The sequence below is a fragment of the Acetobacter farinalis genome (assembly GCF_011516935.1).
Lineage (GTDB): Bacteria > Pseudomonadota > Alphaproteobacteria > Acetobacterales > Acetobacteraceae > Acetobacter > Acetobacter farinalis.
Genome location: NZ_WOTF01000001.1, coordinates 741,825 through 754,452, shown reverse-complemented (window position 1 = coordinate 754,452; position 12,628 = coordinate 741,825). Strand labels below are relative to the sequence as shown.

General features: G+C 58.6%; 10 protein-coding genes and 1 tRNA gene. 6 read left to right on the top strand and 5 right to left on the bottom strand.

Annotated elements, in window-relative coordinates; genetic code table 11:
• Positions 1 to 67: 67 nt before the first annotated feature.
• Together GOB82_RS03455 and GOB82_RS03450 are read right to left on the bottom strand one after the other, a co-directional pair.
• Complete coding sequence (locus GOB82_RS03455; protein WP_166119551.1) at positions 68 to 1,171, bottom strand: glycoside hydrolase family 15 protein; 1,104 nt, start codon at positions 1,169 to 1,171, stop codon at positions 68 to 70.
• A 97-nt stretch (positions 1,172 to 1,268) separates the two neighbouring features.
• A complete protein-coding gene (locus GOB82_RS03450; RefSeq protein ID WP_166119548.1) occupies positions 1,269 to 2,624 on the bottom strand; it encodes an Nramp family divalent metal transporter in 1,356 nt (451 codons plus the stop codon).
• A gap of 201 nt (positions 2,625 to 2,825) precedes the next feature.
• On the opposite strand from GOB82_RS03450, the gene mntR reads away from it, so the two are divergent.
• The 4 genes from mntR (at position 2,826) to GOB82_RS03430 (ending at position 8,160) form a co-directional block, all read left to right on the top strand.
• The gene (mntR, locus tag GOB82_RS03445; protein WP_377792153.1) at positions 2,826 to 3,272 is read left to right on the top strand and encodes a manganese-binding transcriptional regulator MntR; all 447 of its coding nucleotides are present in this window, start codon (positions 2,826 to 2,828) and stop codon (positions 3,270 to 3,272) included.
• A 147-nt stretch (positions 3,273 to 3,419) separates the two neighbouring features.
• Complete coding sequence (gene guaB / locus GOB82_RS03440; RefSeq protein ID WP_166119546.1) at positions 3,420 to 4,898, top strand: IMP dehydrogenase; 1,479 nt, start codon at positions 3,420 to 3,422, stop codon at positions 4,896 to 4,898.
• 9 nt (positions 4,899 to 4,907) lie between these two features.
• Positions 4,908 to 6,236: an RsmB/NOP family class I SAM-dependent RNA methyltransferase gene (locus tag GOB82_RS03435; RefSeq protein WP_166119543.1), complete on the top strand. Its 1,329-nt coding sequence runs from the start codon at positions 4,908 to 4,910 to the stop codon at positions 6,234 to 6,236.
• Between the two features lie 112 nt (positions 6,237 to 6,348).
• The gene (locus GOB82_RS03430; RefSeq protein ID WP_166119540.1) at positions 6,349 to 8,160 is read left to right on the top strand and encodes a cation:proton antiporter; all 1,812 of its coding nucleotides are present in this window, start codon (positions 6,349 to 6,351) and stop codon (positions 8,158 to 8,160) included.
• A gap of 29 nt (positions 8,161 to 8,189) precedes the next feature.
• Here the strand turns inward: GOB82_RS03430 and GOB82_RS03425 are convergent, their stop codons facing one another.
• A complete protein-coding gene (locus GOB82_RS03425; RefSeq protein WP_377792151.1) occupies positions 8,190 to 8,705 on the bottom strand; it encodes a L,D-transpeptidase family protein in 516 nt (171 codons plus the stop codon).
• 149 nt (positions 8,706 to 8,854) lie between these two features.
• Here GOB82_RS03425 and GOB82_RS03420 point away from each other — a divergent pair, with 149 nt between their 5' ends.
• Positions 8,855 to 9,574 (top strand): response regulator transcription factor, encoded by a 720-nt coding sequence (locus GOB82_RS03420; protein ID WP_166119537.1) that lies wholly within the window; start codon positions 8,855 to 8,857, stop codon positions 9,572 to 9,574.
• Positions 9,575 to 9,826: 252 nt separating this feature from the next.
• Positions 9,827 to 10,438 carry a glutathione S-transferase N-terminal domain-containing protein gene (locus GOB82_RS03415; protein ID WP_166119535.1) on the top strand — a complete coding sequence of 204 codons (612 nt, stop codon included), beginning with the start codon at positions 9,827 to 9,829 and terminating at the stop codon, positions 10,436 to 10,438.
• A gap of 211 nt (positions 10,439 to 10,649) precedes the next feature.
• On the opposite strand, the gene GOB82_RS03410 is transcribed toward GOB82_RS03415, so the two are convergent.
• Positions 10,650 to 10,724, bottom strand: a tRNA-Val gene (locus GOB82_RS03410).
• 57 nt (positions 10,725 to 10,781) lie between these two features.
• Entirely contained in the window at positions 10,782 to 12,605 is a 1,824-nt protein-coding gene (locus GOB82_RS03405) for an ABC-F family ATP-binding cassette domain-containing protein (protein ID WP_166119533.1), read from the bottom strand.
• Between the last annotated feature and the right edge of the window lie 23 nt (positions 12,606 to 12,628).

Genomic DNA, 12,628 nt, shown 5'->3' with positions numbered 1-12,628 from the left:
TCTTCAACATCAAAGAAACCAGTCTGCTTCATGATCCATGCCCCCAATCAACTCAAGGGAAATGGAATCACAGAGCAGCTCTCAAAACCAGGGGGTTTTTCGAACCCTCCACCTGGTCCGACGCCGCATTGCCCACGCGTACCGGGCGCGCACCATGATATCCGGGGAGATACCCGACACTCCATTCCTGCAGGTTTCGCTCTCCACAGACACCATACATGATCTGCATCTGTCGGGCTTCTCCGGCAATGCTGCGGTGCAACCAGTCCCGCCATGCCTGAGCCTCTGAAGAATAGCCGCAGGATATAAAGGCAGCCAGAGTCAGGCTGGCGTCACGTAGCCAGCAATACCGGTAATCCCAGTTTCTGGTCCCGCCCGGATCTTCCGGCAAAGAGGTTGTGGGCGCGGCGACAATCCCCCCTGTGGGCGCATAGGTCAGAGCCTTGAGCACTATGAGAGACCGCATGACGGCCTCCCGCCAGGGGCCGCGATAGGTACACTGCGCACACCACGCACGCCACCACGCCTCTGTCTGCGCCAGCGTGGCTTCTACATCCACAGGGGGCGTGGGAACCGGGCAGTGAGACGCGGCATGCAGCAGAACAAAGCTCTCGGTCTGGCCTTCCCTGACCTCAAAAAAAGCCTCAATCGTCCGGTGTGGTCCATCGTGCAGCGGCACTGTGGAACGCACGACGACTTGATCCGGCCCGGCAATGGCACGGAGGCCCTGCCCATCATGCGAAGATGTAACCCAGGGCACTGTCAGCCCGTAATCAAAGCGCAGGAGCAGGGTGAAGCGCATCCTGACCCTGCCTTTCACGCCCTTGATCTGGCGGATCAGGGTACGGTGTTCCTGCTCGACCGGCATGTAGTCAACCAGCGTGACCTCACCACCCGCGGTCACGAACGTGGTTTCCAGAACAAGCGTGTCATCACGGTACTGCCGATGTGAGCTGAGCACCGGTTCATCCGGGCAGAGGCTCCAGTGCCCATGCTCAGACGTGCCGAGCAGCGCGGCCATACAGGCGGGACTGTCAAAACGCGGCAGGCAGAGCCAGTCCAGAGTGCCATCCCGCCCGACCAGCGCGGCGGTATGGCAGTCCCCCAGCAAGGCATACTCTCCAATGGCCAAGGGAAGGGTGCGGCGTGGATATGAACCGTGATGCAGCATGCCAACCTTCTTTACCGGGCGGAAACAGGACTCTTCTCAATGAGAACTGTTCACACGCCGAGATGTTCCCTGCGGCAGGGATGAAGGGCCGGGGGCGTTACCCGCACACCGTATCGTAAAGCAGCTTGAAATTGAGGATCAGGATAATACCCGCCACACCCCATGCGAGGAGTGAGGCGGGTCGGGAAAGCACGAATTCGCCCATTTTCTGACGATCAGACGCAAACATCACCAGCGGAATCACGGCAAAAGGCAACTGCATGGAGAGAACAATCTGGCTGAAAACCAGCAGGTTCCCGACACCTTTGGAGCCAAAAAGCACCGTGACCAGAATAACGGGCAGAATGGCGAGGCCTCGTGTCAGAAACCTGCGCGCCCATGGGGCCATGCGCAGGTGCAGGAACCCTTCCATGATAATCTGCCCGGCCAGTGTGCCGGTTACGGTCGAATTGGTGCCCGCTGCCAGCAGCGCCACGGCAAATAAGGTCGAGGCGATGCTCAGCCCCAGAATGGGGGAGATCAGCGTGTAGGCCTGATCAATCTCCGCAACATCCTGATGCCCTGTGGTATGAAACGCCGTGGCCGCCACAATCAGAATGCCTGCATTCACGAACAGGGCCAGCATGAGAGCTATGGTGCTGTCCAATGTGGACCAGCGAATGGCCTCGCGCCTGCCGGCGGGCGTGCGTGCATAGGTGCGGGTCTGCACCAGTGCGGAATGCAGATAGAGGTTATGCGGCATGACCGTCGCCCCGACGATCCCAATGGCGACATACAGCATCTGCGGATTGGTCAGAATGACTGGAGACGGCATGAAGCCCTTCAGGATCGCGGCAACCGGGGGAGCGGCTGCAATAATCTGCACGGCAAAACAGAGGGCAATCAGCCCGAGAAGCGCCATGACAAAGGCCTCCAGCCACCTGAAGCCAAGGCGCATGAGGAGCAGCAGCAAAAACGCATCCAGCGCGGAAAGGCACGCCCCCAACAGCAGAGGGATGCCAAACAGCAACTGAAGGGCAATGGCTGTGCCGATAACCTCGGCCAGATCGCACGCGATGATTGCAACCTCACAGGCCAGCCAGAGCACAATATTCACCCGGCGCGGAAAATAGGCCCGGCAGGCTTGCGCCAGATCATGCCCGGTCGCAATTCCCAGCCGGGCCGCCAGAGACTGAAGCAGAATGGCCATCAGGTTGGACAGCAGGATGACAGACAGCAGGGTAAAACCGAACTGCGCCCCGCCTGCCAGATCTGTCGCCCAGTTGCCGGGGTCCATATACCCGACGGACACCATGTATCCCGGCCCGGCAAATGCAAGAAAGCGCCGCAGTCTGGAAGCGCCTTCCGGAACGGGAACGGACGCATGGGCTTCAGGCAGGCTCAGGCGGCTGTCCTGCGTGGAAAAAACAGGCTTCCTGAAAGAACCGTATCGTGTGTCCGGGGTGGAGGGCATGAAGAGGGCTTTGCTTGAAAACAGTAAGAAACACTACAGGGGCAGCGAAATAATATGCAATAGGCTATAAGGTAAAGTTTATGCATATTTTCGTGACCCTGCATGGATACAGGCAGCCGGAATGCTTTTGCTCCGCGGCCTGATTGGCTATAGCTCCCCAGCACGCGGTTAAACGCCGCCCCCGCAGACGGAGGTCTCCCGTTGAAAGAACGCCAGCCGGTCATGCCTGATGTTGAAAGCCAGTGTGAAGGGTTTCGGCACGCGCGCGAGGCACGGCGCAATGTCCTGATTGAGGACTATGTGGAACTGATTGATGATCTGCTGACAGAAGGGCAGGAGGCCAGGCAGGTTGATATTGCGGACCGCCTTGGCGTGTCTCAACCAACCGTGGCGAAAATGCTCGTCCGTCTGGTGGCGGAAGGCTTTGTGACACGCAAACCCTATCGGGGCATCTTCCTGACCGATGCCGGGCTGGCGCTGGCGGAAACCGTCCGGGCGCGACATCAGCTTGTTGAAGAGTTCCTGCTTGCCCTCGGCGTGGATGCCGTGACAGCGCGGCTAGATGCGGAAGGCATGGAGCATTTTGTAAGTGATGCAACGCTTGAAGCCTTTCGCACGGCGCTGAAAACAGGCGTGCTCCGCAGGTGACATTTTTAAAAACATGTCAATTTTACGCCTCTTCACTTGCGTTTGCTGCTGCAAGACCATAAGAGGAAGCGCCAATGGTCGGTGACCTGCGGCGATGCTCTGCTGTCGGGTCCCCCCTCTCGCAATCTGGTCAAGGGTTCCCGTTGTATGACTTCTTCCCCCTACAGCCGCGTTACAGAAGCCCTGGCGTTTGATGACGTTCTCGTCGTTCCCGCGGCATCTGAGGTTGTTCCCGGCCAGACGTCTGTTCGCACACGTCTGACACGCTCCATTGAACTCAATATCCCTCTGATTTCTGCCGCCATGGACACGGTGACAGAAGACCAGATGGCCATCGCCATGGCGCAGCAGGGCGGTCTTGGCGTGATTCATAAAAATCTGACGCCGGAAGAGCAGGCCGAGCATGTTCGTCGCGTCAAGCGCTTCGAATCGGGAATGGTGGTCAACCCCGTAACCGTAGGGCCTGACCAGACCCTCGCGGAAGTGCGCGAGATCATGCAGAGCAACGGGATCAGCGGCCTTCCGGTTGTTGAGCCGCACACACAGAAGCTGATCGGCATCATCACCAATCGCGATGTGCGCTTTGCGGTGGACCCTGCCCAGCGTGTAGCCGAACTGATGACGCATGACGGGCTGGTGACGGTGCGTGACGGGGCAGACCCCGATACCGCCCGCCAGCTTCTGCACAAGCACCGGATTGAAAAGCTTCTGGTGGTGGATAAAGCCGACCGCTGTGTCGGGATCATCACCGTCAAGGACATGGACAAGGCCGTGGCATACCCGCTGGCCATCAAGGACAGCATGGGCCGCCTGCGCTGCGCTGCGGCAACCGGCGTGGGAGATGATGGCTTCAATCGCGCCAAACTGCTGGTGGAAGCCGGAGTGGACGTGCTGGTCGTTGATACAGCCCACGGCCATTCCTCCGGCGTGCTGCGTGCGGTGGAACGCCTGAAGGCGCATGACAGCTCTATCCAGATCATTGCCGGCAATGTGGCCACACCGGAAGCAGCACAGGCTCTGATTGCCTCCGGGGCGGATTGCGTAAAAGTCGGCATTGGTCCGGGGTCCATCTGCACCACGCGCATTGTGGCCGGTGTGGGTGTGCCGCAGTTCTCCGCCGTTCTGGAAACAGCCGCAGCCTGCCGTGAGCTGGATATTCCCTGCATTGCAGATGGCGGGGTCCGCACATCGGGTGACATCGTGAAGGCTATCGGGGCCGGGGCGGATGTCGTGATGGTCGGTTCTCTGCTGGCGGGCACGGAAGAAGCCCCCGGCGAAGTGTTCCTGTATCAGGGCCGTTCCTATAAATCCTACCGTGGCATGGGCAGCCTTGGCGCCATGGCGCGCGGCTCGGCAGACCGTTACTTCCAGCAGGAAGTGCGGGACTCCCTGAAGCTGGTACCGGAAGGTATTGAAGGTCGCGTGGCCTATAAAGGCGCCATGGCGGCTGTCATTCACCAGCTGGTGGGTGGCCTGAAAGCCGGCATGGGATACACCGGCTCCCGGGAACTCAAAAACCTTCAGCAGAACGCGCAATTCCGCCGGATTACCGGTGCAGGGCTGCGTGAAAGCCATGTTCATGACGTGTCCATCACGCGTGAAGCCCCTAACTACCGTCGGGACTGAACCTTACCTATGACTCCTTCTGCTCGGCTGGGTGCCTCCATTGATCTTCTTACGGCCATGGAGGCCACGCCCAGAAAACCGGCTGACGCCGTTGCCAACAGCTTTTTTCGTGAACGGCGTTATATCGGCGGGGGAGATCGTCGGGCGGTCTCCGGTATGGTCTGGGAGATCATGCGGGCTTGGCGCAGGCTGGGTTGGTGGCTGACAAAATGCGGGGTGGAGATCACCCCCCGCAGTCTTGCCGTCGCCAATCTTGCCCTGAAAGGCTGGCCTGCCAGAGAAATTGCAGCTCTCTTTGCGGAAGGCCGGTTTGCGCCGGGCGCACTGAGCTATTCCGAACAGGATGTTGTCTCCGCTCTGGCGGGTGAAAAGCTGGACAATGCGGAGATGCCGCGTGCCGTCCGGCTGGAACTGCCGGACTGGCTGCTGCCGCGTCTTGAAGAAACCTTTGGTGACACGCTGGAAGCCGAGCTTGCCGCTCTTTCTGAACCGGCAACGCTTGATCTGCGCGTGAATATGCTGCGCACGAACCGTCGGGATGCCCAGAATGCACTGGGGCGGGAAGGGCTGCATGCCATCCTTACCCCGCTTTCCCCGTGGGGCCTCCGGCTGAACGGGCGTCTGCCCGTGACGTCTACCGCGCCTTTTAAGGATGGACGGGTAGAAATTCAGGATGAAGGCAGCCAGCTTGTTGCCGCCATTATGGGGGTCACCCCGGACATGCGCGTTCTGGATTACTGCGCCGGGGCAGGGGGCAAGACACTGGCGCTGGCCATGATGATGGAAAACAAGGGGCATATTACCGCGTGTGATGTCTCTGAAGTCCGTCTGGATGGCGCGGTGCGCCGCCTGCGCCGCGCGGGTGTGCATAATGTTGAACGGCATCTGCTGAAAGCCGGAGACAAATGGGCCAAACGCCGCGCCAAATCGTTCGACCGCGTGCTGGTTGATGCCCCGTGCAGTGGCACGGGCACGTGGCGGCGCAACCCTGATGCCCGCCTGCGGATGACAGAGCAGGATCTGGAAGAACTGCTGGTCAAGCAGTCTGAAATTCTGGACAGGGCGTCTTCTCTGGTCAAACCGGGCGGGCGGATGGTTTACGCCACCTGTTCCGTGCTGCAGGCGGAAAATGCCAACCAGGTCGAGGCGTTCCTGAGCCGCCACCCGGATTTTGAGCGTGTGCCGTCAGACAGCAGCGCCCTGCCTGAGTCCCTGCGTGGCGCATCCATGTTTTCTCTCACACCACACCGGAATGAAACGGACGGGTTCTTTGCGGCCGTGCTGGAACGCAAGGCTGATGCGGAAACCGATCAGAAAATCGACGCGACAGCCCCCTGAAGGCAAGTCTGTTCGACAAAAAATGTGTGTTCAACTTAATAAGCCTGTGCATAACTTATCGCCTTTGCTTGGCGCATCAGGCGTATAACGGGGTTTTTTAAGATGGATGCCCATGAGTGAGAGCATACTTCTAAGCATTTTCTGTGTGCTCGGTGGCAGCATGCTCGCGCAATGGAGCGCGTGGCGCTTCCGCCTGCCGGCAATTGTCCTGCTGTTCAGCCTTGGCCTGCTATATGGGCCAGTGCTTAAAATCCTGCATCCTTCCGTGATGATCGGCTCGGCATTTCACCCGCTGGTGTCTCTCGCCGTGGCCCTGATCGTGTTCGAGGGCGGCCTTGTTCTGGATTTCAGGCAACTGAAAGAAGCAGGGGAAGGCGTTATCCGTCTTACTCTTGTCGCACTTCCCATCAACCTTCTTCTTGGCAGCATGGCCGCTCATTATATTGGCGGCATGGGCTGGGGGCCTGCGTTCCTGTTCGGCTCCATTATTGTCGTGACCGGCCCCACGGTGGTTCTGCCCCTTCTGCGCCATGCCAAGCTTCAGCCAAAAGTTGCGGCATTCCTGCGCTGGGAAGCCATCGTGAATGATCCCGTAGGGGCCATTCTGGCAACACTGGTGCTGGAAGTGCTGCTGATGCGCCCCGGAGAAGGGTCAGGCACATTTTTCGGCTTTATCCTGCCCCATATGCTGGCCAGCGCGGGGCTGACCATCGGGCTGGGTATTGGTGCGGCCCTCGGAGTGCGCTGGCTTCTGGTGCGGGATCTGATGCCCGAAGTCCTGAAAAGCTCCATCCTGATCACAATTGCCCTGATACTGTTTGCCCTTGGCACGCTCACCATGGATGGCGCGGGGCTTATTGCCTCTACCGTGTTCGGCATGGCGCTGGTCAATCTGCGTATTCCGGGCATGGCTGAAATCCAGCGCATGAAGGAATCTCTGGTTGTCCTGATCGTGTCGGTTCTGTTTGTCCTGCTGACGGCGGACCTTCAGCGGGAGCAGCTTTCCAACCTCTCATGGTCCATTGGCGCGCTGACCCTTGTGGTGCTGTTTCTGGTGCGCCCGCTGGGTATTCTGCTGGCAACCATGGGGTCCAGCCTGAGCTGGGCCGAGCGTATTTTTGTCGGCTGGATTGCCCCGCGCGGGATTGTGGCGGCCGCTGTGGCAGGTATTGCCGGCATGCGGTTGCAGGATGCCGGTTATCCGGGAGCAGGGCTCGTGATGCCCGCCGTCTTCGCGGTGATTGCCTCCACCATGATCCTGCATGGGTTTTCCCTTCGCCCGCTCGGCCGCAAGCTCAAACTCACCCTCTCTGATGAGCCTGCTCTGGCCATTGTGGGCGCAAATGTCTGGTCAACCGGGCTGGCCATTGCTGTGCATCGGGCCGGCGCGCCGGTCGTTCTGGTGGATAACTCCGCCAGTGATCTCAGGGCTGCCGCACAAGCTGGCGTACCGGTGCTCAGGGCCGAAGTGCTTTCGGAAGAAGGCGCTGAAAGCCTGGAGGAACGCCCCGGAGATTACCTGATTTCCGCAACGCCCGATGCCATTTACAATGGTCTGGTCTGTGCCCATCTGGCTCCGCATTTCGGCAGGCAGCGCGTTTATCAGGTCAGCCCCGGCATTGCCCGGCTGGATCTGTACCGGGGCCTGAGCCGGGATGCCCGGGGAAAGGTGCTGGGCGAACCCTCGTGGAATTTTACACTGCTGGAAACCCTGGTGAGAGAAGGCTGGCAGTTTCAGGGGGTTAATGTCACGGCGGACAATCGGGACATGCTTTTAAAGGAAAGCAGCAATCTTCTGGTGTTTCTGGTGCTGGACAAGGGCATTTCCATGACCGTTGTCTCAGCGGAAGATGAACGCCCGGCTCTCCCGGAAGTCGGGCAGTGTGTGATTGCTCTTGTCCCTCCGGCGGAGGACATTCTGTAAGGGAAGGGGAGCCTTCCCAAATCAGTTATTCAGCCCGGAGCGTGGATGTGGACCGCATCCGCTCCGGCGGCCAGAACTGCCCGAAGGTCTGTTTCAGTCAGGGCGAGGCACCCTTCGGTTGGTGTTCTGTCAGGGCGCTGAAGATGCATGAAAATTGCCGAGCCTCTTCCCGGAACGACCGGATTATCGTTATATCCCATCACGACTATGAGATCATAAACCCCATCCTCACGCCATAACTGCTCGTGCCGGGCTGGGTGTGGCAATCTCACAGAACAGTTATAATCAGGATGAGCAGGGTCATCACACCACCCGTCCTGTGGTGCAAGTGGTTCAACCTGAAGTATTGTTTGCGGCTTTATCACCCGGTCCGCCCGGTAGTACACCTTTCTGAGAGGAAAAATACCAATGGGCGTTGCATGATCACCTTCCTGTTTCACGTCTGTAAGGCCGTTCTTTCCGATGACCACATTCATGATTTTGCCCCCGCAATGCAGTTGTGCATCAGCGGCAAAGCATGAGCGGGACAGGAGGTGTATCATCATACGTGAAAATTACCCGTTTGCAGATTTTTCAGGGCGGTAACATACCATATCTAGACTAGAGCTCTGAGCCGAATCGTGACAAGTTCGAGAGACTGTGAACAGACCAGACAGCCCGCCCAGAAGGCCGATACCAAGGAGAAGAAAACCGAATGACGGGTGCACGTCCAATATTGGTTGTTGATGACGACCGGATCCTTCGCCAGACACTTGTTGAGCAATTGCAGCTTGAAGGTGAGTTTACAGTTGAAGAGGCCTCCTCTCTGGCTGAAGCACGGGAAAAACTGAAAGCACCAGACAGCCGGTTTGATGCTCTTCTGCTTGACGTCAGCCTGCCTGATGGCGATGGGCGCGATTTCTGCGCGGATTTGCGGAAAGATGGCCTGCGGATGCCCATCATCATGCTGACAGGTTCAGATGATGAAGCGGATGTGGTGCGGGGCCTGGATGCCGGCGCGAACGATTACGTCGCCAAGCCTTTCCGGATTGCCGAGCTTCTGGCGCGCCTGCGTGCCCAGATGCGCCTGTTTGAAAACAGTGAAGATGCCGTGTTCAGCATCGGGCCTTACACCTTCCGCCCTTCCGCCAAGCTCCTTCAGGAGCCGCTGAAGAACCGCCGCATTCGGCTGACGGAAAAAGAAACGGCTATCCTGAAATTTCTCTACCGTGCCGGCACGCGCCCTGTGCCCCGTCAGGTGCTTCTCAATGAAGTCTGGGGGTATAATGCCGCGGTGACAACGCACACGCTTGAAACACACATCTATCGGCTGCGGCAGAAAATTGAGCCCGATCCGGCCAATGCCACACTCCTGATTACAGAAGGCGGCGGCTATCGCCTGAACCCGGAATTGGCTGCGGTTCCCGCGCACTAAAGCCACGCCACAGAACACCAGAACGGGCCAGAGTCACTCTCTGGCCCGTTTTTGTTCGGGCAGCCATGGTGTTTGAACAGGGCCAGACCAGGCGCCTTTCCGTGGCCCATGCCCATTCATAACAGCCCCTTACGTTTTCTCCTGCCCTTCTCAAGCACCAATCCATCGTGCCATGCTTCACGCTATAGAGCGAACGGGCTTTAGCTGCTCTGTGCTCTTTGGCACTTTGAAGAGAAAGAGAGAAACTGTTCCATGAAGTTATATTACTCTCCCGGGGCTTGTTCACTTGCAGCGCATATCATTTTGAACGAAACGGGCCTGCCTTACACCCTCGTGCGGGTGGATCTCAAAAACAAGGTAACGGCAGACCATCAGGATTATACAACCATTAACCCACGCGGAGCCGTACCGGCACTTGAAGTCTCACCCGGCACTATTCTGACGCAGAACGTTGCTGTTCTGACGTATATCGGACAACACGCCGATCAGGCGGCATTTCGTCCCGCCACCAATACCATCGAATTTTTTCGCCTGCTGGAAGCTTTAGGGTTCTGTGAGGACGTGCACAGCGCGATCGGGCCTCTTTTTTCCCCTGATCTTCCAGATGCCACACGTGAAATACTCCTGAACCGTGTTGTCACACGCCGCCTGAGTGAAGTTGAAGCGCTTCTGGCGCAGGGGACAAATGGCTATATTCTTCCAGCCGGCTTCACACAGGCAGATGCGCTCATGGCCGTTCTCCTGAACTGGACAACACCCCTCAAAATAGACATCTCCGCCTACCCGAAAACACGCGCCCTGCGCGACACCGTTCTTGCCCGTCCTTCAGCCCAAAAGGCGATGCGTGAAGAAGGATTACTCTGAGGCGCAACTGCTGCCGGTTACAGCCCGTAGCCGGCAGCAGGACACTGCGCGACCAGCCGCATCAGAAATCGACTGGATGTTCAATTCCGGGATTTGATGGCACGGATTTCTACGTGCCAATGCGGATTGAGCCGTACCGAAATGCACCGATATGAATTTTGGAAAAAACCGGAAACCACGTAAGAGCCGCAAAAAAAACTGCGGTTTATCGTGGTGGGTGCGACAGGGATTGAACCTGTGACCCCCGCCGTGTGAAGGCGATGCTCTACCGCTGAGCTACGCACCCGGTTTGTGGGGATCCTATTAGCCGAGAGAAACAGGGGTGGCAAGTGGGAGAAAGGAATTAATTTTCACCCGCTGCAAGGTTTTCCCGCTTCATCTCCAGTTCCAGCCATTTTTCTTCAGATTCAGAGAGTTTTCCCTCAATCTTCTCAAGGTCCGCGCTGTATTTCTGGAACAAGGCAGGGTCTCGGCTATAAAGAGAGGCATCCGAGAGTTTTGTCCGCAATGCGGCTGCTTCCTGCTCCAGTTTTTCCATCTCCCGGGGCAGGTTATCCAGAGCGAACTGGTCCTTGTAGCTCAGCTTTCTGGCTGTTGTCGTACGGGGGCCGCCTGAAGGCTCTTTGGAAGGTGCTGGCCGCACAACCGCTTTTTCAGAGGCAACAGCCTCTTCCACGCCGCCTTTTTTCTGAACCAGCATATCGGAATAGCCACCGGCATACTCCAGCCATGTGCCGTTACCGTCTGTCGTGAGGACCGAGGTCGCAACCCGGTCAAGAAAATCACGATCATGGCTGACCAGCAGAACTGTGCCTTCATAGCTGGACAGCATTTCCTGAAGCAGGTCCAGCGTTTCAAGATCGAGATCGTTGGTCGGCTCGTCCAGCACCAGCAGATTGGAGGGCTGCGCCAGCGCGCAGGCCAGCATCAGGCGGCCACGCTCACCGCCCGAGAGCACGCCAACAGGAGTTCTGGCTTGCTCCGGCCTGAACAGGAAGTCTTTCATATACCCGATAACATGCCGCTTTTCGGTGCCGACCTGCACCATGTCTCCCCCGCCGCGCGTGAGGGTGTCGGCCAGTGTCTTGTCCGGGTCCAGCGTGCGGCGCTGCTGGTCCAGCGTCACCATGGACAGAGAAGGGCCAAGCGTGATGCTACCACTGTCCGGCTGATCCTGCCCGACCAGAAGGTGAAGCAGGGTGGTTTTGCCTGCACCGTTTGCGCCGACAATTGCGAGCCTGTCCCCCCGCAGCACACGCAAGTCCAGATTACGGACAATGCAGCGCTCACCCCAAGATTTGCTGACATTTTCAGCAACAGCCACAAGACGGCTGGAGGTGGAGGCACTTTGTGCAGCCAGCGTGACTGTCCCCTGTGAACGCACTGCATCGCGCCGGGCCGCACGCAGGGCAGCCAGTTCTCCCACTCGGCGCACATTCCGCTTGCGCCGGGCGGTCACGCCATACCGCATCCAGTCTTCTTCACGGGCAATCTGGCGGTCCAGCTTGTGGGCGTCCCGCTCTTCCTGCTCCAGCAGTTCCTCACGCCAGGTTTCAAACCGGCTGAACCCTTGGTCCAGCCGCCTTGTTGCCCCGCGGTCCAGCCAGACAACGGAGCGGGAGAGGGTGGAAAGCAGCCGCCGGTCATGGCTGATGATAACCATTGCACAGTTCAGGCTGAGAAGTTCACGCTCCAGCCATTCGATGGTGGGCATGTCCAGATGGTTGGTTGGCTCATCCAGCAGCAGAATATCCGGGGAGGACGCCAGAGCGCCCGCAATGGCACAGCGGCGCGCTTCACCCCCGGAGACAGTTGCCGGGTTTTCCTTGCCGCTCAGCCCCAGCGCATCCAGCATGGCTGCGGCGCGCCACTCTGAAGCCGGCTCGGTAATCTGCGCCAGAACATAGTCCGCCGTGGTTGCGTAGCCGGACAGGTCCGGCTCCTGTGGCAGATACCGCAGGCTGGCGCCGGGTTGCAGGAACAGGGTTCCTGAGTCGGGCTGGATAACGCCCGCTGCAATTTTCAGGAGGGTGGATTTGCCGGAACCATTGCGGCCGACCAGACATAACCGCTCACCGGCTGAAACGGAAAAACCTGCCTTGTCGAGCAGCGGATTTCCACCAAGCGTGAGAGTAATGTCCTGAAGGAGAAGGAGAGGGGGAGCCATGCCCTGTTTCTGTGGCAGAGTGA